General features: G+C 67.6%; 20 protein-coding genes. 5 read left to right on the top strand and 15 right to left on the bottom strand.

The window, feature by feature from the left end; translation table 11 throughout:
• Window positions 1-9 precede the first annotated feature (9 nt).
• Genes GGQ98_RS09055 through GGQ98_RS09045 form a run of 3 tightly spaced genes read right to left on the bottom strand, consistent with a single transcriptional unit; the run spans window position 10 to window position 3,177 of the window.
• Window positions 10-828, bottom strand: coding sequence for a transglutaminase family protein (locus tag GGQ98_RS09055; protein ID WP_184068326.1), 819 nt, complete (start codon window positions 826-828; stop codon window positions 10-12).
• Complete coding sequence (locus GGQ98_RS09050; RefSeq protein ID WP_207791328.1) at window positions 828-1,784, bottom strand: alpha-E domain-containing protein; 957 nt, start codon at window positions 1,782-1,784, stop codon at window positions 828-830. Before GGQ98_RS09050 ends, GGQ98_RS09055 begins: the two co-directional genes overlap by 1 nt.
• Window position 1,785: 1 nt before the next feature.
• Window positions 1,786-3,177 carry a circularly permuted type 2 ATP-grasp protein gene (locus GGQ98_RS09045; protein WP_184068323.1) on the bottom strand — a complete coding sequence of 464 codons (1,392 nt, stop codon included), beginning with the start codon at window positions 3,175-3,177 and terminating at the stop codon, window positions 1,786-1,788.
• A gap of 186 nt (window positions 3,178-3,363) precedes the next feature.
• Between GGQ98_RS09045 and argJ the strand changes: the two genes are divergently transcribed.
• Both argJ and GGQ98_RS09035 read left to right on the top strand, forming a co-directional pair.
• Window positions 3,364-4,602: a bifunctional glutamate N-acetyltransferase/amino-acid acetyltransferase ArgJ gene (gene argJ / locus GGQ98_RS09040; protein WP_184068320.1), complete on the top strand. Its 1,239-nt coding sequence runs from the start codon at window positions 3,364-3,366 to the stop codon at window positions 4,600-4,602.
• Between the two features lie 174 nt (window positions 4,603-4,776).
• Window positions 4,777-5,988 carry a TCR/Tet family MFS transporter gene (locus GGQ98_RS09035; protein WP_184068317.1) on the top strand — a complete coding sequence of 404 codons (1,212 nt, stop codon included), beginning with the start codon at window positions 4,777-4,779 and terminating at the stop codon, window positions 5,986-5,988.
• Window positions 5,989-6,005: 17 nt separating this feature from the next.
• Here GGQ98_RS09035 and trxA read toward each other — a convergent pair whose 3' ends face one another.
• The 10 genes from trxA to GGQ98_RS08985 all read right to left on the bottom strand — a co-directional run bounded on the left by trxA (window position 6,006) and on the right by GGQ98_RS08985 (window position 20,102).
• Complete coding sequence (gene trxA / locus GGQ98_RS09030; protein WP_184068314.1) at window positions 6,006-6,329, bottom strand: thioredoxin; 324 nt, start codon at window positions 6,327-6,329, stop codon at window positions 6,006-6,008.
• A gap of 112 nt (window positions 6,330-6,441) precedes the next feature.
• Complete coding sequence (gene addA, locus GGQ98_RS09025) at window positions 6,442-9,753, bottom strand: double-strand break repair helicase AddA (RefSeq protein WP_184068311.1); 3,312 nt, start codon at window positions 9,751-9,753, stop codon at window positions 6,442-6,444.
• Entirely contained in the window at window positions 9,750-12,647 is a 2,898-nt protein-coding gene (gene addB, locus GGQ98_RS09020) for a double-strand break repair protein AddB (protein ID WP_184068308.1), read from the bottom strand. Before addB ends, addA begins: the two co-directional genes overlap by 4 nt.
• Window positions 12,640-13,401 (bottom strand): nucleotidyltransferase family protein, encoded by a 762-nt coding sequence (locus GGQ98_RS09015; RefSeq protein ID WP_184068304.1) that lies wholly within the window; start codon window positions 13,399-13,401, stop codon window positions 12,640-12,642. Before GGQ98_RS09015 ends, addB begins: the two co-directional genes overlap by 8 nt.
• On the bottom strand, window positions 13,398-14,414 hold the full coding sequence (locus GGQ98_RS09010; protein ID WP_184068301.1) for an aminoglycoside phosphotransferase family protein: 1,017 nt from the start codon (window positions 14,412-14,414) through the stop codon (window positions 13,398-13,400). Before GGQ98_RS09010 ends, GGQ98_RS09015 begins: the two co-directional genes overlap by 4 nt.
• A complete protein-coding gene (gene tsaE, locus GGQ98_RS09005; RefSeq protein ID WP_341534170.1) occupies window positions 14,402-14,839 on the bottom strand; it encodes a tRNA (adenosine(37)-N6)-threonylcarbamoyltransferase complex ATPase subunit type 1 TsaE in 438 nt (145 codons plus the stop codon). Before tsaE ends, GGQ98_RS09010 begins: the two co-directional genes overlap by 13 nt.
• Window positions 14,839-17,277, bottom strand: coding sequence for an ATP-binding protein (locus GGQ98_RS18800; protein WP_184068295.1), 2,439 nt, complete (start codon window positions 17,275-17,277; stop codon window positions 14,839-14,841). The genes tsaE and GGQ98_RS18800 overlap by 1 nt, the downstream gene beginning before the upstream one ends.
• A 51-nt stretch (window positions 17,278-17,328) precedes the next feature.
• Window positions 17,329-18,717, bottom strand: coding sequence for an adenosylhomocysteinase (ahcY, locus tag GGQ98_RS08995; RefSeq protein WP_184068292.1), 1,389 nt, complete (start codon window positions 18,715-18,717; stop codon window positions 17,329-17,331).
• A gap of 239 nt (window positions 18,718-18,956) precedes the next feature.
• The gene (locus tag GGQ98_RS08990) at window positions 18,957-19,421 is read right to left on the bottom strand and encodes a hypothetical protein (RefSeq protein WP_184068289.1); all 465 of its coding nucleotides are present in this window, start codon (window positions 19,419-19,421) and stop codon (window positions 18,957-18,959) included.
• A 120-nt stretch (window positions 19,422-19,541) separates the two neighbouring features.
• Window positions 19,542-20,102 carry a YqgE/AlgH family protein gene (locus GGQ98_RS08985; RefSeq protein WP_184068286.1) on the bottom strand — a complete coding sequence of 187 codons (561 nt, stop codon included), beginning with the start codon at window positions 20,100-20,102 and terminating at the stop codon, window positions 19,542-19,544.
• A gap of 109 nt (window positions 20,103-20,211) precedes the next feature.
• Between GGQ98_RS08985 and GGQ98_RS18350 the strand changes: the two genes are divergently transcribed.
• Window positions 20,212-20,697, top strand: a complete 486-nt coding sequence (locus GGQ98_RS18350) for a peroxiredoxin (protein ID WP_243451790.1) — start codon at window positions 20,212-20,214, stop codon at window positions 20,695-20,697.
• 5 nt (window positions 20,698-20,702) lie between these two features.
• Entirely contained in the window at window positions 20,703-22,142 is a 1,440-nt protein-coding gene (locus tag GGQ98_RS08980; RefSeq protein WP_243451789.1) for an AMP nucleosidase, read from the top strand.
• A 20-nt stretch (window positions 22,143-22,162) separates the two neighbouring features.
• Here the strand turns inward: GGQ98_RS08980 and GGQ98_RS08975 are convergent, their stop codons facing one another.
• The gene (locus tag GGQ98_RS08975) at window positions 22,163-22,645 is read right to left on the bottom strand and encodes an SRPBCC family protein (protein WP_184068280.1); all 483 of its coding nucleotides are present in this window, start codon (window positions 22,643-22,645) and stop codon (window positions 22,163-22,165) included.
• Window positions 22,646-22,693: 48 nt separating this feature from the next.
• Here GGQ98_RS08975 and GGQ98_RS08970 point away from each other — a divergent pair, with 48 nt between their 5' ends.
• Window positions 22,694-23,017 carry an ArsR/SmtB family transcription factor gene (locus GGQ98_RS08970; RefSeq protein ID WP_184068277.1) on the top strand — a complete coding sequence of 108 codons (324 nt, stop codon included), beginning with the start codon at window positions 22,694-22,696 and terminating at the stop codon, window positions 23,015-23,017.
• A gap of 33 nt (window positions 23,018-23,050) precedes the next feature.
• Here the strand turns inward: GGQ98_RS08970 and GGQ98_RS08965 are convergent, their stop codons facing one another.
• Window positions 23,051-24,850, bottom strand: coding sequence for a M2 family metallopeptidase (locus GGQ98_RS08965; RefSeq protein WP_184068274.1), 1,800 nt, complete (start codon window positions 24,848-24,850; stop codon window positions 23,051-23,053).
• Window positions 24,851-24,904 lie beyond the last annotated feature (54 nt).

The raw sequence follows: 24,904 nt of genomic DNA, 5'->3' as shown, positions 1-24,904 counted from the left end.
CTGCAACCTTTATTGCTGCACCGCGGTAACCGCAACGGTCACATCGAGATCTTCGTTCGCACGGCCGAAAGAAACGCCCCGGATCGGCGCCGCCGCCACGGAATCGATGCCGGAGCCGAGCCGGATATAGCGTTCGTCCGGCGAGCAGCGGTTGGCGGCGTCGAACCCCACCCAGCCGAGCCCCTCGATATGAAGCTCCGCCCAGGCGTGGCTCGCCTCGTGCGCAACGCCGTCGGCGCTCGCGAACAGATAGCCCGACACATAGCGCCCCGGAATGCCGACTGAAACCGCGCAGGCGATGAGCGCGTGCGTGTGATCCTGGCAGACGCCCAGCGCAAGCGCGAGCGCTTCGGCCGCCGTGGTGTGCGCGTGTGTTTCGCCCGGCGCATACACGATGCCGTCGGCGACGGCGGCGGCCATGGCGTGCGCGCGGTCGAGCCGCGCCGTCTCGGGAATGCCGGAAACCGCCTTGGCCGCCAGCTTGCGGAGCGCGGCATCGGGCCGCGTCGCGCGCGTGGTGCGAAGATAGACGCCCGGCGCGATGCACTCGCGGTGATCCTTGAGCACGCCGACGAGATCGACGGTGTCGACCGTGCCTGTCACGTGAATATCAACAGCCTCGACCGCCCCGTGCATCGACATGGTGCGGATCGTGTCCCCCGCGCCGTCGGTGAACGGCTGCGAGAAGCGGCCGCCTTCCACCTCCACCTTCCAGTCGAGCGTGCGCTGCCCCGCGAAGCGCGACGGCGTGAGGCGATGGCTTTGCACCACCTGCCGGATCGGCGTGGCATAGCGGTAACGGGTGACGTGCGAGACCGTAAGGCGCATCACCCGCCCCCGAACAAATAGGTATCCGCAATCTCGCTGCCGAGCTTCGCGGTGCGCCGGATGTGATCGGTCAGGAACTCGTGGAGCCCCGAGAGGACGATGGCGTCGATGTCGGCATCGGCAAGTTCGGCGAGCATGGTGCGCGCGGTCTGGTGCGGCTTCGTACGCTGGCCGTAGGCGCGGGAGAGGCGCGCGAGATGGTAGTTCGCCTGCTCTGCGCAGTGGATGAGCGAACGCGGGCAGGATTTGTTGAGGATGAGGAAGTGCGCGATCTTCCCCGGCGTGTAATCGCCGCCGTAGGCCCAGTGGAACGCGCGGAACACCGACATGGCGCGCAGCAGCGTCGTCCACTGGTAATTGTCGATGCCGCCGCCGACCCGGTCCGTCACCGGCAGCAGCACATAATATTTCACATCGAGCATCCGCGCGGTGTTGTCGGCGCGCTCGATGTAATAGCCGAGGTTCATGAAATCGTAGCCGTCCTGCTGCAGCTGCGTGTTTTCGATGGCGCCGCGCAGCAGCGCCGTCTGCCGCTTGGTCCAGTCGCACAGCGTCATCAGGTCGGCGCGGCCCGGTCCGCGCCGCTCGAACGCCTTCATATCCTGAAACGCGCCGTTCAGCGCGTCCCACACTTCGCTGGTCACGGCGGTGCGCACGACGCGCGCATTGTCGCGCGCGCGGGAGATGCAGTTCGCGACCGAGGATGTGTTCTCGCGGTCGAAGAACAGAAACGACTCCACCGTGGCGGGCGTGGTCTCGCCGTAGCGCGAGGCGAACGCCGCCGCACCGCCCGCTGCCGCCAGAATGGATGCCCAGTCGTTCTGGTGCCCCGCCCCCGCCGACGGCATCAGCGCGATGCGGTAGCCGACCTCCAGCAGGCGCGCCATCGTCTCGGCGCGCTCCATGTAGCGCGTCATCCAGAACAGGTTTTCGGCAGTGCGGCTCAGCATCGTCATCTCAGTCCGCCAGCACCCACGTATCCTTCACGCCGCCGCCCTGAGAGGAATTGACGACGAGCGAACCTTCGCGAAGCGCCACGCGCGTCAGCCCGCCCGCGCACAGATGGATGCGCTCCCCCACCAGGCAATAAGGCCGAAGGTCGACATGGCGCGGCGCGAGGCCCGATTCCACATAGGTCGGCGTCGTCGACAGCGAGAGCGTCGGCTGCGCGATGAACTCGGAAGGATTGGCCCTGATGCGCCGGGCGTACGCCTCCACCTCCTCGCGTGTCGCGGCAGGCCCCACGAGCATGCCGTACCCGCCCGAACCATGCACCTCCTTGACGACGAGGTCGGAGAGGTTGCCGAGCACATAGGCGAGATCGTCGGGATTGCCGCACTGCCACGTCGGCACGTTCGCCAGCACGGGCTCCTCGCCGAGGTAGAAGCGGATCATCTCCGGCACGTAGGTATAGATCGCCTTGTCGTCCGCCACGCCCGCGCCGGGGGCGGATGCGATCGCGACGTTGCCGGCGCGGTACACGTTGAGCAGCCCCGGCACGCCCAGCATCGAATCGGGGCGGAAGCAGAGCGGATCGAGGAAATCGTCGTCGATGCGGCGGTAGATCACATCGACGCGCTTGGGCCCCATCGTCGTGCGCATGTAGACATGGTCGCCGTCGACGAAGAGATCCTGCCCCTCCACGAGTTCGACGCCCATCTGGTCGGCAAGGAAGGAGTGTTCATAATACGCGCTGTTGAGCGATCCGGGGGTGAGCAGCACGACGGTCGGCCCGCCCTTGCAGCTTTCGGGTGCGACGCTCATCAAGGTACGGCGCAGCTGGTTCGGATAATCGTCCACGGGTTCGACGCGGTTGCGCTGAAACAGGTCCGGGAACATGCGCATCATGATCTCGCGGTTTTCCAGCATGTAGGAAACGCCCGACGGCGTGCGGCAATTGTCTTCCAGAACGAAGAAATCCGTGGGACCGGTGCGCACGATATCGACGCCGACGATGTGGCTGTAGATGCCGCGCGGCGGCTGGATGCCCACCACCGCAGGCTCATAGGCGGCATTCTGAAAGATACGCTCTGCGGGAATGCGCCCGGCGCGAACGATCTCGGCGCGGCCGTAGACATCGCGGAGAAAGGCGTTCAGCGCCTGCGCGCGCTGCTTCACGCCGCGTTCCAGCCGCCGCCATTCGTGCGCAGTGAACACGCGCGGAAAAATGTCGAAAGGAATCAGCCGCTCTGGATCACCGCCTTCGCCGTAAACCGCGAAGGTGATGCCGATGCGGCGGAACAAAGCGTCAGCCTCGGCGCGCTTCAGATCGAGGAGGTCCGGCGGCATGTCCGATACCCAACCGGCCAGGTCGAGATAGGGCGCGCGAACCGTTTCCCCGTCGTACATTTCGTTGAACGTCGAAATGCGTTTCCCCTTTTGAACCTGCGCTCCTTCGTCTCTGCTCGCCGCTGGGTTATTATCGTTGCCCGCGAGCCTAACGTGGTGGAATCCCCTTGGCGAGTCCCCTCTTGCGGCTCGACCAAAACGCCGCAGTGGCCTAAACCGGCGGCAATTCCATTCACGAGGACGATGATGCACGACCGTTCGCCGCTGGCCCCCGAAAAATTCCCCAAACTGCCCGATATCGAAGGCGTCCGCCTCGCCACGGCGCGCGCGCAGTACAAGAGCTGGGACCGGGCCGACCTGCTGCTCGGCGAATTCTCCGAAGGCACGGTGGTCGCGGGGCTGACGACGACATCGAAGTGCCCCTCGCCCGAAGTCGAATGGTGCCGCGCCGCGCTTGCCGGGGGCAAGGCCCGCGCGCTCGTGGTGAACGCAGGCAACTCGAACGCCTTCACCGGACGGCGCGGCCAGGCGGCGTGCGAGGCGATCCTCGATGCGGTCGCCGGTGAACTCGGCGTCGCGCGCGAAGAGATCTTCCTCGCCTCGACGGGCGTGATCGGCGTGCCGCTCCCCGAAGACAAGGCGAAGGACGGGCTGCGGCAGGCGTTCAGCAAGCTCTCCGTGGGCTCCGACGCAAGCTGGCTGCACGCCGCCTCCACGATCATGACGACCGATACGTTCGCGAAGGGCGCGGGCGCCACCGCCGTCGTCGGCGACCGCACCGTCGCGGTCGTCGGGATCGCCAAGGGCTCGGGCATGATCGCGCCGGACATGGCGACGATGCTCGCGTTCGTGTTCACCGACGCCGCCGTCTCGCCTGCGTACCTGAAGACGATGCTCGCGGCGGCAGCCGACCTCAGCTTCCACGCGATCACCGTGGACAGCGACACCTCCACCAGCGACACGCTGCTCGCGTTCGCGACCGGCGCGGCGAAGAACGCCGAAATCACCGGGCCCGACTCGCCCGGCGCCGACGCTCTCCAGGCCGCGCTCACGCAGGTCTGCCGCGATCTCGCGCAGCAGGTGGTGCGCGACGGCGAGGGCGCGCAGAAGCTGATCGCCGTGAACGTGGAAGGCGCAACCGACGACGCCTCGGCAAAGCGCATCGCGCTTTCGATCGCCAACTCGCCGCTGGTGAAGACCGCAGTGGCGGGCGAGGACGCCAACTGGGGCCGCGTCGTGATGGCGGTGGGCAAGGCGGGCGAACCTGCGGACCGCGACAGGCTTTCGGTGCGCTTCGGCGATACGGTGGTGGCGAAAGAGGGCATGGTCGTCGACGGCTACGACGAGGCGCCCGTCGCGGCGCACCTCAAGGGGCAGGAGATCGAGATCGGTGTGAACATCGGCCTCGGGCAAGGCCGCGCGACGGTATGGACCTGCGACCTGACGCACGGCTACATCTCGATCAACGCCGACTATCGGAGCTGACCGGCGCACGGCGGTTCAGAGCTCACCAAAACGTCACCCTGAACTTGTTTCAGGGTCCATACGGCGGTTCAGCGGCACGGCCGCATGGATGCTGAAACAAGTTCTGCATGACAGTCTGATTTAACATCTTAGGCGCGTGACGCCGCGCCTGCGTCCGGCTATGACCGCGCGGTCATGTCGTCCGCGTCATCCCGCCCTGCAATCGCCTTCATCCTTGCCGTCGCCGTGCTCGACGTCATGGCCATGGGGCTCGTCATCCCCGTGCTTCCCGCGCTTATCGAGGGTTTCGTGGGGTCGGAGGCTTCCGCCGGATACTGGAACGGCATCATGGTGGCGATCTGGGCGGGGATGCAGTTCCTCTGCTCGCCGATCATCGGATCGATTTCCGACCGCTACGGACGGCGCCCGACGATCCTGATTTCCACCGCAGGCCTGACGCTCGACTGGATACTGATGGCGCTGGCGCCCGACCTGTGGTGGCTTGCCGTCGGCCGCATGATCGGGGGCATCACCTCCTCCAGCTTCACCGCGGTGTTCGCCTACATGGCCGACATCACCGCGCCCGAAGAGCGCGCGCGCGGCTACGGCCTTGTCGGCGCGGCGTTCAGCGCCGGGTTCATCGCCGGGCCGCTGATCGGCGGCGTGCTCGGCGAGATCAGCCCGCGCGCGCCGTTCTGGGCGGCGGCGGTACTCTCGGGCATCACGTTCCTCTACGGGCTGGTCATCCTGCCCGAATCGCTGCCGCCCGAGCGGCGCATGGCGTTTTCGTGGACGCGCGCGAACCCCTTCGGCGCGCTGAAGCTGCTGCGCTCGCACCCGGAGCTGTCGGGGCTCGCGATCGTGAACTTCCTGCTCTACTTCGCGCACCACGTGTTCTCGGTGGTGTTCGTGCTCTACGCCGCGCACACGCACGGCTGGACCCCGATGTATCTCGGCTTCGCGCTGGCGCTCGCGGGCGGGCTTGAAATGATCGTGCAGGCGGTGCTCGTCGGCCCGGCGGTAAAGCGCTGGGGGGACCGGCGCACGATGGTCGCCGGGCTCATCATGGGAAGCCTCGGCCTTGCGGGCATGGGGCTTGCGCCGACCGGATTTCTCTTCACGCTCGCGCTATTCCCCAACGCGCTCTGGGCGCTCGCGATGCCGACGCTGCAATCGCTGATGACGCGCCGCGTCTCCGAGAGCGAGCAGGGCCAGCTTCAGGGCGCGAACATGAGCGTGGGCAGCATCGCGGGCATCGCCTCGCCGCTGTTCTTCGGCTGGATGTACGAAATGACCGTGGGCGATGCGCCGGGGATCAGCTTTCTGATCGCGTCGGGCGTGCTGGCGGCGGGCGCGCTGCTGGCGGCGTTCGTCAGCCGCCGCGCAGCGTTGGCGGAGGCCGCTTAGCCTCCGCCTTTACCTGCTCAGGCGAGTTCGCCGACGAGCCAGTCCTTGATCGACGATTTCGGCTGCGCGCCCACCTTGGTGGCGGCGGGTTTGCCGTCCTTGAACAGGATCATCGTCGGGATACCCCGAATGCCGAACTGCGAGGCAAGCTCGGGGTGATCGTCGGTGTTGAGCTTGGCGATCGTCACCTGATCGCCGAGTTCTTCGGAAAGCTCCTCGAGCGCGGGCGCGATCTGGCGGCACGGGCCGCACCAGGGCGCCCAGAAGTCGACGAGAACCGGTTTCCCGGCATTTGCGACCTCGGCCTCGAAATTTTCAGGCGTAATGGCGGTGGAACCCATGGCACGTCTCCATAAACGACAACTTACGCCGCAATCTGGAGACTGAACCGCACCGCTTCAAGGCCAAATATCCCAAGGCTTTTCTGACAGCGCGGAAAGCCGGGCTTTCAGATCAATCGACGCGGATAAGGCGCAGCGCCGCCGTGTAGAACAGCGCGGTCTCGACGCGCCGCCCCGGGAAGATGCGCGCGAGCGCATCGCGGTAGGCGCGCATCTGGCGCAGGTGCGCCTGCGGCACGCCCGCAAGGTCGCGCGGCGGGCTCCGTCCGGTCTTGAAATCGAGCGCGCGGACAAGGCCTTCCCCCACGATCAGCCGGTCGATCGTGCCGGTGATGACCACATCCTCGACGACCGCCGAAAGCGGCGCTTCGGCATAAGCGCCCTCCGCGAACCACGGCGCCAGCCCCGGATCGGCGAGCGCGCCCGCGACCTCGGCGGTGATCGCGTCCGCATCCAGATCGGGCGCGTTGCGGCGCAGCCACGCGCGCATCGCGGCCTCGCGGTTTGCCGGTGCGATGCCGCCGATCCGCTCGAAGAGCTGGTGCAGCACCTGCCCCCGGCGCGCGGCGTCGCGCAGGGCCGGGCCGGGCGGAGGCTGCGCGGGATCGTCGTCCTGCGGCGCGGAGGGGGCGAGCGGGCGCGGCGGGCGCTCTTCCTGCGGCGGCATCGCGAGCGCCCATGCGGGGATCGCGGGCGCATCCTGCGGTGAGGCTTTCGCTTCGGCGGCGGCGGGGGCGGGCGTTCCGCTCGCATGACGCAGCACAGCGCCCCACACGGGGTCGTCAACGGTCTGCGCGGCCGACGCCGCAAGCGCTTCGGCGACATGGCCGTGCCAGCTTTTCGCCTTCGAGGGTTTCTTGCCGAGCGCGCCGCCGACATAAAGCCGGTCCTCCGCGCGCGTCAGCGCGACATAGAGCAGGCGCATGTGCTCCTCGCCCGCCGCGCGCGTCTCCGCCTCGTGAGCGATGCGCGCCGGGCCCACGAGCGTCTTCGCCGATCCGAAGAACAGCGGCGCGGGGCCGAGGCCGGGCAGATCGAGCGACAGCGGCGGCTTTGCGCTTTTCGGCACGGCGGAGGCCGCATCCGCCAGAATGATGATCGGCGCCTGCAAGCCCTTCGAGCCGTGCACCGTCATGATGCGCACGGCATCGTGCGCGGCTTCGGCGTCGCGCTTCACCTCCACGTCGTCCGCCTCGATCCACGACAGGAAGCCCTGCAACGACGGTGTGTTCGCGCCTTCATAGGCAAGCGCCTGGTTCAGCAGTTCCTCGATCGGATCGCGCGCTTCCTCGCCGAGCCGCGCGAGCAGGCGCAGCCGCCCCTGCGGTTCGCCCGACAGCACGTATTCGAGGAATTCGAACGGCGCCATATAGTCGGCGCGCGCGAGCACCTTGCCGAGCCACGCTTCGGCGGCGCGGGCCTTGTCGTCCATGCGGTCGCGCAGCGTGCGCCACAGCGTGCCGCGCCGGTTGAACGCGAGGCCGTAGAGATCGTCCTGCGTCCAGCCGAGAAACGGCGAGACGAGCAGCGCCGCGAGCGAAAGATCGTCGCCCGGCTGCAGCGCGAAGCGGACGAGCGCGAGCAGATCCTGCACCGCGAGCGGCTGGGTGAGCCGCAGCCGATCTGCGCCCGCCACGGGCACGCGCGCGGCCATCAGCGCGGAAACGAGCGCGGGGACGAGGCTGCCGCGCGAACGCACCAGCAGCATGATGTCGCCCGCCGCGATGGGCCGACCTTTGGACGCCAGCAATTCGCCGCGCTCCAGCCAGCCGGAAACCTGCCGCGCGATGTTCGCCGCGAGTGTGCGCTCGGCGTCTTCGGGTACGGCGTCTTCGGCCGCGTCCTCCTCGTCGAGCGCGCCGGTGACGGGCGGCCACAGTACCACCTCCCCGGCGGCATCGGCGCGGTGCGCGGCATGGCGCGAAATCTCGCCGTCGATCCCGAACGCGGCGGAACCGGCGGTTTCCACAACGGTATCGACGACATCGAGCACGGCGGGCGCGGAGCGGAAGCTGAGCGCGAGGTCGATGGTTTCGAAGGGCTTGTCCGCGCTCAGCGCCCGGCGCTCGGCGGAGGTGCGCGCGGCTTCGAAGGCGCGCGGGTCCGTGCCCTGAAAGCCGAAGATCGCCTGCTTGTAGTCGCCGACCGCGAACTGCGTGCGCGTGCCCGTTTCGGCCTCGTCGCGCGTGCCTTCGCCGGAGAAAAATTCGTCGGCGATCGCCTCCACGATCGCCCACTGCGCGGCATTCGTATCCTGCCCCTCGTCGACGAGAATATGGTCGATGCGCTGATCGAGCTTGTAGAGCACGAAGGGCGCTGCGAGCGTGGAGAGCAGCCGCGCGGCCTTGACGATGAGGTCGGCATAATCGAGCGCGCCTGCGGCTTCCTTGCGCGTTTCATAGGCGGCGGCGAGCGCATGGCCGACGCGCAGATGCAGCGCCGCCGTCTCGGCAAGATCGAGCCCGGCGGCGAGATCGCGCACCGCGCCGACGACGATGCAGAAACGGTCGTGGAGGTCACTCAGTCCCTTCGGCGCGGCCCGGCGCTCGCCGTCCTTGCGGAAAGCCGCACCGACGAGATCGTCCAGAAAATCGTGTCGCACCTCCGGCGACGCACAGATTACACACGCCAGCACATCGGCAGCGTCGAGGCCCGTCTTGGTGCCCCACGCCGCCATTGCCCCCGCATATTCGCGCACGGTTTCCCAATCGAACGCATCGTCGGCGAGTGCGGCGGCGAGCACCTCGTCGCGGCTTCCGCTGCCGGGAAGGCCGAGCCCGCGCCGCACGAGGCCGCGCCAGTCGACGGCCTTGTTGTAGACATCCTCGAACACGTTCCGCGTGGCGAGCAGCTTCGCGATCACCTCCTGCACGCGCGCCTCTCCGCCGAGCACGGAGAGATCGGCAAGGTCGGCGAGCAGCGCGGCGTCGCCGCTGCCGATCCGCTCGGCGAGCGTTTCGGCATGGATGCGAAGCGCGCTTCGGTCGTCGAGCGTTTCATAGCCGGGCGCGATTCCCGCTTCGAGCGGGAAGGCGGCGAGCAGGGAACTTGCGAAGCTGTGCAGCGTCTGCACCTTCAAGCCGCCGCGCGTCTCCAGCGCCTCGGCGAAAAGCGCGCGGGCGCGGCGGCCCGTATCGGCATCGGCGGGCGCGCCGATCGCGGCGAGTTCGGCGGCAAGCGTTTCATCGTCCGCGCGCACCCAGCGGGACAGCGTTTCGAAAATGCGCGTCTGCATCTCCGCTGCCGCCGCCTTGGTGAAGGTGAGCGCGAGGAGCCCGTCCGGCCGCGCGCCCGCAAGCAGCAGCCGCAGCACGCGCGCGGTCAGCACCTGCGTCTTTCCCGTCCCCGCAGAGGCGGAAACCCACGCGCTGAGGCCGGGATCGGCGGCGCGTTTCTGTTCAGGCAGCAGCGGCCGGATGCTCATTTGCGGCCCCACCATTCGGCGAGCCGCGCGAGGTGATCGTAGTCCTGCAGGTGAACCGCATATTCCGGCTTCACCTTCGCCTCGAACGGGCGGCTGCCCGCGAGATAGTCGCTCACCGCCTCGCGGAATGCGGCGCGGCAGATGTCGATGAAGGCGGGGAGATCACTCCATGCCTTTTTGTAGTGGCGCGCGCTCGTCTTCTCTTCTCCGGCGTCCTTGCCGCCCGAGAGCTTCCAGTAGGCAACCTCGACGACGCGCGATGCGGGGCCGTCGAGCGCGCCTTCCTCGGCAAGCCATGCGAGCAGGCCGAGCTGCGAGGCGAATCCGTCGGCGAGCGAGGCCTGCCCGGGAACCTTCCCGGTCTTGAAGTCGGCGATCAGCACGCCTTCGGGGCCCGCCTGCACGATATCGGCCTTGCCCTTCAGCGTGACGCCGGAGATTTCGACCCGGCCTTCCACCTCCGATCGCACCGCGCCCCAGCCCCCGGCGGCGCGCGCGCGCATCAGTTCCGCCACCCAGTCCAGCATCCGCACGATGCGCGGGCGCCACAGCGCGGCGACGAGCGGCTGGTCGGCATGTGCGGCGATCGCCGCGTCGATCGCGGCGGCGCGCCCGGCCGGATCGTGCAGCGTGCCCGCCGCGATCAGCGTTTCGATAACGGCGTGGACGATGGTGCCGCGCTCCGCCGCCGAAAGATCGGCATCGAGCGGATCGAGCGGGCGCAGGCGCAGCATCTTTTCGGCATAAAAACTATAGGGGTCGATCAGCAGGCGATCGATCTGCGTGACGCTGATCTGCCTGGGCCGATCGGCAACGGGCGGTGACGGGCGCGGGCGCTCCGCAGGCGGCACCGCCCCGCGCGCGTCGATCGCGGCGGCAAGCAGCGGAAGCTCTGTTTCCCACGCCGCGTGATCGCCCGCGAAGGCAAGCAGCCGCAGCCAGAAGCGCGAGGCGACTGTGGGCGCCGAGGCGTCGCGGCGCGCGCGGGTCAGCAGCACGTGCGGCGCCGCTGCGGCGAGCACGAAATCGTGCGCGGCAAGCCCGATGGCGCGTTCGGTTTCGGGCAGGCCGAGGCGGCGGCGGATCGCGGGCGGTATCCACGGATCGAAGGGATCGCCGCCGGGCCAGACGCCCTCGTTCAGCCCGCCGAGAATCATAAGATCGGCGCGCTGCAACCGCGCTTCGAGAAGCCCGTAGATGGCGAGGCGCGGATGCTTGCCGAAGGGCGGCCGCACGGCGACATCGCCGAGCATCGCGCCCAGCAGCGCCGGAAGATCGGCGGGCGGGATACGCAGCCCCATATCGCCGTGCTGCACCATTTCCGCGATCGTCTCGGCCGCCGCGCGTCCGGCGGCGCCTTCCCACACGCGGCCTTCCGACATCGCCTCGGCAAACGCGCGGAGGCCATCGGCGAAATCGCCGAGCCTGCGCGGCTTCGCCATCAGCGCTTCAAGCGCATCGAGCCGGGGACGCAGCGCCTTCCACCATTCCGCAAGCCGGCTGCGTTCGGTTTCAGGGAGCGCGCCTTTGGGCGGGGATTTGACGCGCGCGCTTATGCCTTTCAGGCCCGCTGCGGGCCGCACGCCGCGCAGTGCGAGATCGAGGCGGCGGACATCGTCGAGCCAGTTGAGGCGCGCCCTTCCCTCACCCGGCCCGGTCAGCGGGTGCTTCAGAAGCGCGAGCAGTGCGCCGGGCGCGCAGCGCTGCGCGCCCGCCTCCAGCGCGGCGAGCAGCAGCGTGCCCGAAGGCGCGCGGGCAAGCGGCGTGCCTGCCGAATCGTCCACTTCGATGTCCCAGCGCCGAAGCTGCGCGGCGACGCGGCGGGCAAGGCCGCGATCGGGCGTGACGAGCGCGGCGGTGGCGCCGGGCGTATCGAGCTGGCGGCGCATGGCGAGCGCGATGATGCCCGCCTCCCCCGCCGGGTTCGCCGCTTCGGCGAAGCGCAGGTCGGCGAGCGGACCGGCGGGCGGCCAGTGCGCCGTGCTGCCCGCAAGCGAGAGCGCCGCGCCGATCGCCCCGGCGCGCGCCTCCGGTCCGTCGAGCGCGCTCGTCCCCTCCCACACGCGCACCTCGTCGCGCGCGATGCTCATCGCCTCCAGAAGATGCAGAAGGCCGCATTGGGGGTGCGCCGGAAAGCCGCGAATGTCGTCCCAGTCCGGGGTCTGGAGATCGAGACCGGGCAGCACGACCGCGCCGCGCGGCAGGCCCGCGACGACGGCGAGCACATCGGCCACCGCCGGATCGGCGCTCGCCATGCCCGCCGCCACGATCGGGCGCGCGGGCGGGGACGCGCGCCAGCGGCGGGCGATGGCGCCAAGCAGCATCTGTCGCCGCGCCACGCGGTCCATCAGCCCCCGCGCGGCAAGCTGCGGCGGCCATGCCGTCACCACCACCTCCAGGAAATTCAGCGTCGCTTCCCAGTGCGCGCCAAGCTCGGCCATGGTCTCGTGCAGGCGTGCAGGTTCGATACCTTCAAGCTGAAGCTGATCGAGCGTCCGCGCGAGCGCATCGGCGAGGCGCAGCGTTTCGACACTGCTGCGCGCGCGGCCGCTGAGCTGCTGCCAGCGATGGACGAGCGGCATCAGCAGCATCCGGCGTTCAAACGCCGCAATCGCGGGCTGAACGTCGGCCTCCAGCGCCATCGCCTCGTCAAAGAGGCCGAGCGCTTCGTTTTCGCCGACGTCGCCGATCGGCAGCATCCGGGGCAGCAGCAGCGCGCCGCCCGAAGCGCGCACGAAGGCTTCGGTCACTGCGCGCACGGCGCGGCGATTGGGGAGGAGGAGGAGCGCGCGGGGAAGATCGTCCTTGCCGATGCGGCCGAGCATCCCTGCCGCGAGCGCATCGGCGAAGGCGCGGTGCGCCGGGATCGTGAAGACGGCCTTGCGCTCAGCCATTGCCGAGCAGCGCCTCCGTCTCCTTCACGGCCTCCGGCGTGCCGACGTGGAACCACTGGCCGGTGTGCGCGATGCCGTAGAGACGCCCGCTTTCAATGAGCCGGTCGTAGATGAGATTGAGCGAGAAGGCGCCTTCGGGCACATCATCGAACAGCGAGGCTTTCAGCAGCTGCACGCCCGAAAACACGAACGGCGCCACACGCGCGCCGCGACGCCGGGAAAGCAGGCCCTCGCCCGTCATGTGGAAATCGCCGCGCCCTTCATAGCCGTGCGCGCGGGCGAGCGGGACGACGAGCAGCAGCGCATCCATGATGTCGGGGTTCCAGCGCCGCGCCATCTGCCGCAGCGCATCGATCGGCCCGTCCACCCACATATTGTCGCTGTTCACGACGAAGAACGGGTCGGCGCCGATCAGCGGCAGCGCCTTCGCGACACCGCCGCCGGTTTCGAGCAGCGCATCGCGCTCGTTTGAAACCGCGACATCGAGATCGGCGGCATTGCGCGCGAGGTGCGCCTCCACCTGCCCGGCGAGATAGTGGACGTTGACGACGACGCGTCGCACGCCGGAGGCGCGGAGGTTGTCGAGCGCGTGGTCGAGCAGGGTCTTGCCCTGCACGCGCACGAGCGGCTTGGGGCGCGTCGCGGTGAGCGGACGCATCCGCTTGCCGAGCCCGGCGGCGAGCACCATCGCGGCGGCAGGCAGCGGACCCTCCGGATTGGGCCGGAGCGACAGAGGCGCGCGGTGCGTTTTCATGCCGCGCCCGTGAAATCGCGGCGCACCGAGGGCGGCAGATTCGCGTCGAACCACTGCGCGACGGGCGCGAGCGCGGGGTGCGCGAGGTTGCGGTCGAGCAGCGACCACACGCGCGGGATGTGCTTGAGATACCCAGGCTTGCCGTCGCGCCGCCACAGCCGCACGAACACGCCGAGAATTCGCGCCGCGCGCTGCGCGCCGAGCACCGCGTAGCTTGCCGCGAAGGCCTCGCGGTCAAACGCCGGGCACGCGGCGAGATAGCGATCGATCAGCGCGGGCTCCAGCGCGGGCGGCACGTCGCGGCGGGGATCCTGGATCAGCGAGACGAGATCGTACGCGGCGGGACCACGCATCGCATCCTGAAAATCGAGCACGCCGACGCGGGCAAGGCCGCCGCGCTCCGGCAGCCACATCAGGTTCGGCGAATGATAATCGAGCTGGACCAGCCGGTCGTCGTGCGCACGCGCCAGCGGCCACACCGCCGCCCATGCCGCCGCGTAGGACGCGCGCAGGGCATCGTCCGCCGCGCCGCCCTTCAGTTCCGGCCAGTGCCAATCCAGCACCAGCGCGACCTCGCGCGCCATGCGCTCTTCGGCATAAGGGCCGACCGCATGACCGCCTACCGTCTCCACCATCGGATCGGCATGAAGATGCGCGAGCACGTCGGTCGCCGCACGGTAGAGTTCCGCCTCGTCGGCGCCGCCGTCGATGGCGCGCACGAACATCGAATCGCCGAGGTCTTCGAGAAGCGCGAGGCCCTGCGCCGTGTCCGAGGCGAACACCTGCGGCACGCTGATGCCGCGCGCGGCGAGATACGCGTCGATCGCGACGAACGCAGCGCAGTTCTCGTTGGGCGGCGGCGCATCCATCAGCACGGCGCGGCGATCGCCGTCGCGCACGCGGAAATAGCGGCGGAAGGACGCGTCCCCGGCGAGCGGCGCGATTTCCGCCCCGCCCCATCCGTGCGCCTCAAGGAAAGGTTTCGCCCCGGCGGGCAAGTTCAGATCGGCCATCGCGCTTCCCAAGCGGGCGGCACATGCGCTGTCAAGCGGCGGCTGCCTTCGCCGGTATCGGTGAGCGTCAGATGCAGCGCATCGGGCCAGCGCGCCTGCGTGCGTTCCGGCCATTCGATGATGAGCGTACCGTCGGCAAGAATCTCGTCGAGCCCGAGTTCATCCACCTCATCGGGATTGCTCAGGCGGTAGAGATCGACATGCCAGACGGGGAGGCGCACGCCCGGCACCTCGTAGCTCTGCACGAGCGTGAAGGTGGGGCTCGGCACTTCGCCCACATGGTCGAGGCCGGCAAGCATGCCGCGCGCGAGCGCCGTTTTTCCTGCGCCGAGATCGCCCGACAGCAGCACCACGTCGCCGGGCGCGAGACGCTGGGCGAGGCGGTGGCCGAAGGCGGTCGTCGCCGCTTCGTCGGCCAGCACGATCACGCGCGGTCTCCGTGGCATCGCGGAATATGCAGGCTGACCGTCGTGCCCTCGCCGAGCCGCGAATCGAGGACGACGCGGCCGCCGTGCAGATCGATGACGTCGCGCACCAGCGACAGGCCGAGGCCGACGCCCTGGCTGGCGGTCGCGTTCGATCCCTTGCGGAAGCGATCGAAGACAAGTTCCTGCTCGTCGCCGGGGATGCCGATGCCGTTGTCGCTGACATGGATCACGATATTGCCCGGCAAGCTTTCGACATAGACGCCCACGCGGCCCCCCGACGGCGTGAAACGGATCGCGTTGTTCACGAGATTGAACAGCGCCTGCTTCAGGCGCACGGGGTCGCCGTCGATGACGCCGGTTTCGGGCGGCACGTTCGCTTCGAATGCGAGGCCGCGATCCACAGCGAAACCGCGCGTCATCGTGGCGACACTTTCCACAAGTTCCGCCACCCCCACCGCGCGGATATCGAGCGCAAGCGCGCCCGCCTCGGTGACGGCAAGGTCCAGAATATCGTTGATGAGAAGCTGAAGCCGGTCCGACGAGATCAGGATCGAGCGGACATAGTCTTCCTGCTTCGGCGACAGATCACCCACATAGCCCTGCGCCAGCATCTCGGCAAAACCGCTGATCGCCGTGAGCGGCGTGCGCAGTTCATAGGACATGTTCTCGACGAACGCCGACTTCTGCCGGTCCGCCGCTTCCAGCGCCTCGTTGCGTTCGCGCAGCGCGTTTTCGATGCGCGTTGAATCGGTGATGTCGAGGAAGGTGATGAGCGCGTTGCCGTCCGGCAGCGGCACCGCCGCATACTGTAGCACGCGCGCGCCGATGAAATCGACACGCCCCCCCTTGGCCTGACGCCCCATCGTGGACACCTGGATGAGATCGCGCAGCAGGCCGAAATACGCGTGCTGCTCGCGCGGCGGCGCCGCCGGATCGGCAAGCTCGTCGACGTGGGGTTTCGCCGCGAGGTGGCCCTCGTCGATGTTCCAGAGATCGGCGAAGACGCTGTTGTAGAGCTGCACGCGGCCGTCCGCTGCGAACACGGCGACCGCTTCGTGCAGGTTATTGAGCGTCGCCTCCTGCACGCGCAGCAGCGTATCGCGCGAGCTGGCGAGGCGAAGCTGCTCGGAGCGGTCCTCGAAGATCAGCAGCAGCCCGCCGTCCGGGCTCGGCTGCGCGATGACGCGGAGCACCGCCGAATCGGGCAGAACCCACGTTTCCTCGGCATTATCCATCTGGCTGGTGAACCAGGCGCGGCGCGCACGCCGCCAGCTTGGAAAATCACGCTGTTCAGGAAGACGGTGCTGCTCCTGCATCCGCTCGAACAGACGGTCGAACTCGGGGCCTTCATCGAGAAACGGCGCGTCGAGGCGGAACAGCGCCGCGAACGCCGTGTTCCAGAACACGAGCGCCCGGTCCGCGCCGAAGCGGGCAACACCAGCGGACAGGCGATCGAAGGTCGCCGTCTGCGCGGCGACGAAGCGTTCCAGTTTGCTCACCGCCTCGTCGCGCTCGCTGACGTCGATCGCGTAGCCCGCGACCTCCCCGTTCTCGAGCGCCTTGTCGATGATCCTCATCATGCGCCGCTCGCCGCCGACGATCGCCGGTTCCTCGCGCACCTGCGGCACGCCCGTTGCAAGCGCCATGCGCGCTGCCGATTGCGGCGTTGCGGAAAGCGGGTTGGAGACAAGCTCGATGCCCAGCCGAACGGCAGCCGCCGGGCTATCCGCCTCGACTGCGTGGGCATAGGCACGGTTCACTTGAACGAGCCGCTGATCGGGACCGCGCCTCCAGATCGGGACGGGCGCAGCGTCGATCACCGCCATCGACGCGTCGAGCGTGGCGCGAAGTCCGTCGCGGTCCGCTTCCAGCGCCTCCGTTCTGCGATACGCGCCGCTCGAATCCGAAAACCAGACGACGATGCCGTGATCGCCCGCAAGCTGAGGCGGCGCGGCCTTGCCTTCCGCGGTGAGCACCCGGTCGCCGATCACCGAAACGGAAATGCGGAACGGCGCGCCCGAAATGGCAAGCGCCTGGATCGCCGCGCTGAGTGCCGAATAATCATCCGGCGAGAGGCCGCTTTCGCCGGTGCCGAGCAGATCCTCCAGCCGCGCCACCTTGCGGTCGAGCCCGAGCCACGAGCGGAGACCGTCCGAACACGATGCCGCGCCGTCCTCGCCGACAACGAGATAGGCACCCGGCGTGGTGGTGAGGAGACCGCGCAGACGCAGGCCCCACTCCTTCGCCATTTCCGCCTGCACGCGCGCGCGCGCCGAGCGAATCACCGCCCACACCGCAAAGGCGAGCCACGCCGCACCGATGATCGCCGTCGCCGTCACCGGCCAGCCGCGCTGCATCAGCGACACCGCCGCCGACGCTGGCGCTGCGGGCAGCATCAGCAGAAGCGCTGGAAGGGCGTATGGGCGAAGCGTCACGGCGACGACCTTAGACGCAGTCGCCGCAGGATTGAATCCCTGTTGATCGCGTCAGTAGCGGTACTGATCCGTCTTGAACGGGCCGGCGGCATCGATACCGAGGTAAGACGACTGCTCGGCGGAAAGCGTCGTAAGCTCCACCCCGAGCTTTTCGAGGTGCAGCGCCGCGACCTTCTCGTCGAGGTGCTTGGGGAGCACGTACACTTCGTTCTTGTAGTCGCCGCCGCGCGTGAACAGCTCGATCTGCGCCAGCACCTGGTTGGAAAAGCTCGCCGACATCACGAAGCTCGGGTGGCCGGTGGCGTTGCCGAGGTTGAGCAGGCGGCCCTGCGACAGCAGGATGATGCGCTTGGCGTCCGGGAATTCGATCAGGTCGACCTGCGGCTTCACCTCGGTCCACTTGAGATTCTTGAGCGCGCCGACCTGGATCTCGTTGTCGAAGTGGCCGATGTTGCCCACGATCGCCATGTCTTTCATGGCGCGCATGTGATCGATCGTGATGACGTCCTTGTTGCCGGTCGCGGTCACGAAGATGTCTGCGATCGGCGCCGCCGTCTCCATCGTGACGACCTGGAAACCGTCCATCGCCGCCTGCAGCGCGCAGATCGGATCGATCTCCGTCACCATCACGCGCGCGCCCGCGCCGCGCAGCGAGGCGGCCGACCCCTTGCCGACGTCGCCGTAGCCCGCGACGACAGCGACCTTGCCCGCCATCATCACGTCGGTGCCGCGGCGGATGCCGTCGACGAGGCTTTCCTTGCAGCCGTACTTGTTGTCGAACTTCGACTTGGTGACGCTGTCGTTCACATTGAACGCCGGGAACGGCAGCTTGCCCGCCTTCGCCAGCTCGTAGAGGCGGTGAACGCCCGTCGTCGTTTCCTCGGAGACACCGCGAAGGCTTTTCAGCGTCTTCGTGAAGAAGCCCGGCGAGGCGGCGGCGCGCGCCTTCACGACGCGCTGGAATTCCTCTTCCTCCTCGTTGGTCGGCGCGGGCAGGCTTTCGCCCGCCTCAAGCCGCGCGCCCCAGAGGATGAACATGGTGGCGTCGCCGCCATCATCGAGAATCATGTTGGCGGGCTCGCCCGGCCACTGGAAGGTGAGATCGATGTAATCCCAGTATTCGGCGAGCGTCTCGCCCTTCACCGCAAACACGGGGATGCCCTGCGCGGCAATGGCGGCAGCGGCATGATCCTGTGTCGAATAGATGTTGCACGAAGCCCAGCGCACCTCGGCGCCGAGCGCCGTCAGCGTCTCGATCAGCGCCGCGGTCTGGATCGTCATGTGCAGCGAACCCGTGATGCGCGCACCCTTCAGGGGCTGGGCGGCGCCATATTCCGCGCGCAGCGACATGAGGCCGGGCATTTCGGTTTCCGCGATCTGAAGCTCGCGGCGGCCCCAATCGGCAAGGCTGATGTCCCGGACGATATAATCCTGCGCCATAGTCTCGTTTCCTGTCCCTGATCCAGTCAGTGGGCGCGCGGGTCGCCGCGCGGATATTCAGGCGGAGTTACGGGAGGCGCCGGAACAAGGCAAGAGAGAATATAAAGAACTCTTTATGTCCGGAAAGAAAAGGGCCGCGCGAGCACAAGGCATCGCGCGGCCTCTGGAGGATGTCCGCCGCCGCCGCAAAAGGGGAGGAAAACAGCGGCAACGGACTGGGAATCTGCCGGCACGCCCTGTCAGGAGCAGGTGCGGCCAACGCCTTTGGGCGCAGTGAACATCCTGTCGGCGATCGCCTCGACCTCGCTGCGGCTGAGACCCGCGACCTGTTCGGCAAGCGCGGCGGTTTCCTTGCAGAACGCGGGATTCCCCGCGCCTGCCGAATGGCCGTTTGCCATCGCTGTCGCGAAGCGGTCGTAGTCCCGCGCCTTGCCGGCGCGGACAAAGTGCGTTTTCAGGATGTCGTTGTGCGCGGAGATCGCCGCGCGGTGCGTCTTCACAAAACGGTTGTAGTGCCCGAGCACATCGTGGGCCGTCGAACGGCATTGCAGAGCGCCCACCATCAGCAGCGTCTGCATGTCGCGAACCTTGGCGGCCTTCACCGCCGCGCCGTTCCAGCAGTTTTGCGCGGCGGCGGGCGCCGCAAGCGACACGGACAGCAGCGCGGCCGCACCGCAGACCACCATTTTCGAGTTTGTCTTCATGTTATGACCCCGGCTGACACGCCGGAGGATCACCCCTGCTCCGGCGGCAAACCGAAAGTGCGACTCGCGCGTAAACCAGGGCTTAAACGGAACGGTTGCCGAACAATTAAGTGCGAATGTCTATGCGTGCCCGGCGCTGGCGCTGAGCAGGCCGACGTCGATGCCCGCGCCGGCGAAGGCGGAGGTCCACCTGCTGTCGATCGGCGCGTCGAACAGCAATCCGGCGTTTCCCGGTGCCGCGAACCAGCCGTGGCGCGTCATTTCATCGTCGAGCTGACCCGGGCCCCATCCCGCGTAGCCCAGCGCAATCAGCCAGCGCTGCGGCCCCTTTCCGGCGGCGATGTCGCGCAGGATATCCAGCGTCGCGGTCAGCGCCCAGCGCCCGCCCACCGAGAGCGTCGATTGCCCTTCGTATTCCGGGCTGTGCAGCACAAAGCCCCTGCCGGGCTCGACCGGGCCGCCATCGAACACCGGCACGGCAGGCGCAACACCGGGATCGACATCGAGCTGTTCGAGCAGACCGCGCACATCGATGTCGTCGCGAATCTTGTTGACCGCAAGCCCGAGCGCCGACTCGGCATCGTGAACGCACATCGCGATCACCACGCGTTCGAATCGCGGATCGGCCATGCCGGGCATGGACAGCAAAAGCTGTCCCGAAAGATAGGGCGCAACGTCCATCGGGGAACTATAGGCAATCCTGCGACCTTATGCCAACGGACGCTTGGCGATCGGCGGGGGACCGGCTACCAAGCGCGTCCGGATTTCACCCGTCCAAGGAGCAAGACACATGACGATTTCGGTAGGCGACAAGATCCCGAGCGCAACGCTGATGACGATGACGGAAAACGGCCCCGAGCCGGTTCACACGGACGAATACTTCGCCGGTCGCAGCGTCGCGCTGTTCTCCGTGCCCGGCGCATTCACGCCGACCTGCTCGGCCAAGCACCTGCCGGGCTTCATCGAAAGCGCCGACGATCTGAAAGCGAAAGGCGTTGACGAAATCGCCTGCCTCGCCGTGAACGACGCGTTCGTGATGGGCGCATGGGGCAAAGGCGCGGGCGCCGACGGCAAGGTGACGATGCTCGCCGACGGCAACGGCAGCTTTTCGGAAGCCCTCGGCCTCACGATGGATGCGTCCAAGTTCGGCATGGGCAAGCGCGGCCAGCGTTTCTCGGTGCTGGTGAAGGACGGCGTCGTCAGCGAACTCAACATCGAAGAGCCGGGCGCCTTCCGCGTTTCGAGCGCCGAGCATCTGCTGAGCCAGCTCGCCTGACACGAATGCAGGACGCCGCAGCCGTCGTCGCGGACCTCGATCGTCTCTACGAGGCGTCGCGCGAACGGCTGCGGACGGCCCTGCAAGCCTATATCGCAGACGGCACGCGCCCGGACCCGGCGGCACGCGGGGCGGGCGCCTTCGCCTATCCGGAGCTGCGCCTCAGCTACAGCGGGGAGCGCGCCGCCCGCCCGGCATCCCAGGCCTGGGGGCGGCTCACCGCGCCGGGCACCTACGCCACCAGCATCACACGCCCCGCGCTGTTCCGCGACTATCTCGTCGAACAGATCAGCCTTCTCGCGCGTGACTACGGCGTGACGTTCGACGCCGCGCCCGGCCATCAGGAAATTCCGTTCCCGTATGTGCTCGACACCGGCGGGCTCGAACTCGGCGAGGTGCGCGCCGAGGAGCTGGCGCGCTGGTTCCCGGCCACCGAGCTTGCGCACATCGGCGACGAGGTGGCGGACGGTCTCTGGAACCCGGCGCTCAGCCCGGCGCGGCCGCTTGCGCTGTTCGATGCGCTGCGCACCGATTTCAGTCTCGCGCGGCTCCGCCACTACACGGGCACGCCGCCCGAGCACGTTCAGCGTTACGTGCTGTTCACCAATTATCACCGCTACGTCGACGAGTTCGTGCGCTGGGCGTGCGAGCAATTGAAGGGCGACAGCCGCTATATTGCACTGTCAGGCGCGGGCGGCGTGGTGATGACAGCAGGCGACGCCGACCCGGAACGCATGGCCTCGGACGCCGCATGGCGTCGCCACCAGATGCCCGCGTGGCACCTGATGACCGAGGACGGCACCGGCATCAGCCTCGTCAACATCGGCGTCGGCCCGTCGAACGCCAAGACGATCACCGATCATCTCGCCGTGCTGCGCCCCGAGGCGTGGCTGATGATCGGCCACTGCGGCGGCCTGCGCCCAACGCAGACGATCGGCGACTATGTGCTCGCGCACGCCTATCTCCGCGACGATCATGTGCTCGATGCCGTGCTGCCGCCCGAAATCCCCATCCCCGCCATCGCGGAGGTGCAGCAGGCGCTCCAGCAGGCGGCGCTCGACGTTACCGGCGAAAGCGCCGACGCGCTGAAACGGCGCCTGCGCACCGGTACCGTCGTCACCACCGACGACCGCAACTGGGAGCTGCGCTATTCACTCTCCGCGCTGCGCTTCTCGCAGTCGCGCGCGGTCGCGATCGACATGGAATCGGCGACCATCGCGGCGCAGGGCTACCGCTTCCGCGTGCCCTACGGCACGCTGCTCTGCGTGTCCGACAAGCCGCTGCACGGCGAGCTGAAGCTGCCGGGACAGGCGAACCGCTTCTACGAGCGCGCCATCCGCGAGCACATCCGCATCGGCATCGCCGCCTGCGACCAGCTCCGCGCCGCAGGCTCACGCCTCCACAGCCGCAAGCTGCGCGCCTTCGACGAACCGGCGTTTCGGTAAAGTCCGTACGGAGTCCAGCCTTACCGATACATGTCCGCGCGCAGATTGATGCCGTGCTCGATCCATATCTTGAGCGCGCAGAGCATCTGCGACCAACCCTGGCAGTTGCCGTAGCTGGCGCTGAGTGCGCCCTGATTTTCGCGCCAGCCTTCTTCGGCGATTTCGACAAGCGTGCGTCCATCGTCGAGCGCCTGGAAACTCATCGTCACGCGCGTTCGGTAATCGACCTCGGCGATCGCGCCGCCGTCAACGTTCGGCGCCTCCCCCTCGGTTGCCTGCCATTCCAGAACGACGCGCGTATCGGGCACAACTTCGATGACGTGGACAGGAAAGGCGCCGGGGAAATCGTGAAAATCCCAGGTCACCGTGGCGCCTGTCTCGAGACGCCCCTTCGCACCGCCTGTGGTGAAATATTCCGAAAGTTGCGCTGGATCGACCACCGCTTCGAACACATCGTGAACCGGCTTCGCGATTCGCGCCGCCACCCTGAACTTCAGATCCATTGACAGTCTCCTGTTGAATGGCGCCCAAATATGTTATAAATTTATAACATGTCAATTCACGAAAAGCACGACCTGATTTTCAAGGCGCTGGCGTCTTCGGTTCGTCGCCAGATTCTCGATGACCTGAAGGACCAGCCGCTGACAACGGGCGTGCTATGCGGACATTTCCCCGATCTCGACCGCTGCACGGTGATGCAGCATTTGAAGGTTCTGGAAGAGGCCGACCTCATCATCGCCGAACGCCGCGGGCGAGAGCGCTGGAACCATCTGAACGCCATACCAATCCAGGACATTCACGATCGCTGGATCGGGCCTCACGCCGCAGCGGCAACCGCCCGGCTCGCACGCTTCAAACAAGCAGTCGAAGCGTAAGGGAGAGCTGCGCCCTACAGGTCGCGGGAAACCTCACCAGCCGCAGGTCTTGCCCTTGTTCTGCGTTTCGAGCCACGTCATCAGCGGTTGGAAATAGGAGATCATCGCCTTGCCGTCCATTTGCCGCGAGCCCGTGAACGCCTCCAGCGCATCGGGCCATGGCTTGGACGCGCCCATCGCCAGCATGGCGTTCAGATTTTCGCCGACCTTCTTGTCGCCGTAGATGGAGCAGCGGTGCAGCGGCCCCTTCCAGCCCGCCTGCTTGCACGCCGCCTGATGGAACTGGAACTGCAGAAGGCGCGCGAGGAAATAGCGTGTGTAGGGCGTGTTGCCGGGAACGTGGAACTTGGCGCCCGGATCGAAATCCGCCTCGCTGCGCGGCACCGGCGGCACGATGCCCTGATACTGGAGGCGCAGGTCGTTCCACGCCGCGTTGTAGGTGTTCGGGGTGATCTGCCCGGAGAAAACGCCCCAGCGCCACTTGTCGACAAGGAGCCCGAAAGGCAGGAACGCCACCTTGTCGAGCGCCTGCTTGAGCAGCAGGCCGATGTCCTTGTCCGCGCTCGGGACCGCTTTGGCGTCGAGCAGGCCGATCTTTACCAAGTAGTCGGGCGTGACCGAGAGTGCGACGAAATCGCCGACCGCCTCGTGGAAGCCGTCGTTCGCGCTGTTCATGTAAAGATAGGGCTGCTGGTTGTAGGCGCGCTGGTAATAATTATGCCCGAGTTCGTGGTGGACGGTGACGAAGTCGTCGCCGTTCACCTTGGTGCACATTTTGATGCGGACGTCGTCCTTGTTGTCGATGTTCCAGGCGCTTGCGTGACAGACCACCTCGCGGTCGCGGGGGGCCGTTATCATCGAGCGGTCCCAGAACGTCTGCGGCAGCGGCGCGAAGCCGAGCGAGGAGAAGAACGCCTCGCCCGTCTTCACGATCGTCTCGGGCGTGTTGCCCTTTGAAACAAGCAGCGCGGTCAGATCATAGCCGACATCGCCCGCCCCCTGCGGCGCGACGATGTCGTAGATGTTCCCCCACGCCTGCGCCCACATGTTGCCAAGCAGGTCGGCGCGGATCGGGCCGGTCTTCGGCTGCACGGCGTCGCCGTATTTTTCGTTGAGCTTCGTGCGCGTGTAGCAGTGCAGCTGATCGTAAAGCGGCTTCACCTGTTTCCAGCTATCGTCGGTGAGGTTCGCGAACGCATCGGGGTCCATGTCGTAGCCCGCGCGCCACTGCGCCCCGGTATCGGCGTAGCCCAGTTCCCTCGAGCCCGCGTTCGAGATGCCGACGAACTGCGTATAGTCGCTGCGCATCGGTACGCCGACCTTGTGCCAGGACACCCACATTTCCTTCAGCACTTCGGGATCGCGCTCGGTGCCCATCAGCGCTTCAAGGTCGTTGCCGCTCTTCACCTCGCCTTTCCAGGTGCCCTTGCCCTTGCCGTAGGCCGATTGCAGCCCGGTGAGCAGCGTCGCAAGCCTGTCCGCCGCGCCCGGCGTGTTCGGCGCAGGGGCGACCAGGCCCTGCCGCAGCATGTCGAGCTTGCGCTTCGTGCTGGAAGAAAGACCGGGCAGCGACGCATATTTCGCGGCTTCAGACGCGTAGCGCACTGCCGCCTCGGTATAGGCGGCGCCGGTGCGCGCGGCGAGAATGTCGGTGTCGTCGGTGATATAGGTCGCGTTCACCCACGCGGCGCGCGCGGCGAAGATGACGAGTTCTTCCAGCTCCTGTTCGGCCTTCGCGACGAAGGTTTCGGCGTCAGATGCCGTCGGCGCGGGCGACGCGCCGGTCGCGAGCAGCATCGCGGCAAGCGCAAGCGCGGATGTCAGGCTTTTCATGGTCGGACTCTCCCCTGAACCGTTATCGGATCAGGGTAGAACCGCGCGGCAGAG

Origin of the sequence: Sphingosinicella soli (assembly GCF_014199685.1) — a bacterium.
Taxonomy (GTDB): Bacteria; Pseudomonadota; Alphaproteobacteria; order Sphingomonadales; family Sphingomonadaceae; genus Sphingosinicella; species Sphingosinicella soli.
This window is presented reverse-complemented; position numbering and strand designations above follow the sequence as displayed.

Excerpts from the sequence above, each read along its gene's own strand:
- argJ (WP_184068320.1), top strand. The coding sequence starts at position 3,364 with ATGCACGACCGTTCGCCGCTGGCCCCCGAAAAATTCCCCAAACTGCCC.
- GGQ98_RS09015 (WP_184068304.1), bottom strand. The coding sequence starts at position 13,401 with ATGAAAACGCACCGCGCGCCTCTGTCGCTCCGGCCCAATCCGGAGGGT.
- GGQ98_RS09035 (WP_184068317.1), top strand. The coding sequence starts at position 4,777 with ATGTCGTCCGCGTCATCCCGCCCTGCAATCGCCTTCATCCTTGCCGTC.
- addB (WP_184068308.1), bottom strand. The coding sequence starts at position 12,647 with ATGGCTGAGCGCAAGGCCGTCTTCACGATCCCGGCGCACCGCGCCTTC.
- GGQ98_RS08970 (WP_184068277.1), top strand. The coding sequence starts at position 22,694 with ATGTCAATTCACGAAAAGCACGACCTGATTTTCAAGGCGCTGGCGTCT.
- GGQ98_RS08975 (WP_184068280.1), bottom strand. The coding sequence starts at position 22,645 with ATGGATCTGAAGTTCAGGGTGGCGGCGCGAATCGCGAAGCCGGTTCAC.
- GGQ98_RS09010 (WP_184068301.1), bottom strand. The coding sequence starts at position 14,414 with ATGGCCGATCTGAACTTGCCCGCCGGGGCGAAACCTTTCCTTGAGGCG.
- trxA (WP_184068314.1), bottom strand. The coding sequence starts at position 6,329 with ATGGGTTCCACCGCCATTACGCCTGAAAATTTCGAGGCCGAGGTCGCA.
- GGQ98_RS09055 (WP_184068326.1), bottom strand. The coding sequence starts at position 828 with ATGCGCCTTACGGTCTCGCACGTCACCCGTTACCGCTATGCCACGCCG.
- GGQ98_RS08965 (WP_184068274.1), bottom strand. The coding sequence starts at position 24,850 with ATGAAAAGCCTGACATCCGCGCTTGCGCTTGCCGCGATGCTGCTCGCG.
- addA (WP_184068311.1), bottom strand. The coding sequence starts at position 9,753 with ATGAGCATCCGGCCGCTGCTGCCTGAACAGAAACGCGCCGCCGATCCC.
- GGQ98_RS08985 (WP_184068286.1), bottom strand. The coding sequence starts at position 20,102 with ATGGACGTTGCGCCCTATCTTTCGGGACAGCTTTTGCTGTCCATGCCC.
- GGQ98_RS09045 (WP_184068323.1), bottom strand. The coding sequence starts at position 3,177 with ATGTACGACGGGGAAACGGTTCGCGCGCCCTATCTCGACCTGGCCGGT.
- GGQ98_RS08990 (WP_184068289.1), bottom strand. The coding sequence starts at position 19,421 with ATGAAGACAAACTCGAAAATGGTGGTCTGCGGTGCGGCCGCGCTGCTG.
- GGQ98_RS08980 (WP_243451789.1), top strand. The coding sequence starts at position 20,703 with ATGCAGGACGCCGCAGCCGTCGTCGCGGACCTCGATCGTCTCTACGAG.
- GGQ98_RS18350 (WP_243451790.1), top strand. The coding sequence starts at position 20,212 with ATGACGATTTCGGTAGGCGACAAGATCCCGAGCGCAACGCTGATGACG.
- ahcY (WP_184068292.1), bottom strand. The coding sequence starts at position 18,717 with ATGGCGCAGGATTATATCGTCCGGGACATCAGCCTTGCCGATTGGGGC.
- GGQ98_RS09050 (WP_207791328.1), bottom strand. The coding sequence starts at position 1,784 with ATGACGATGCTGAGCCGCACTGCCGAAAACCTGTTCTGGATGACGCGC.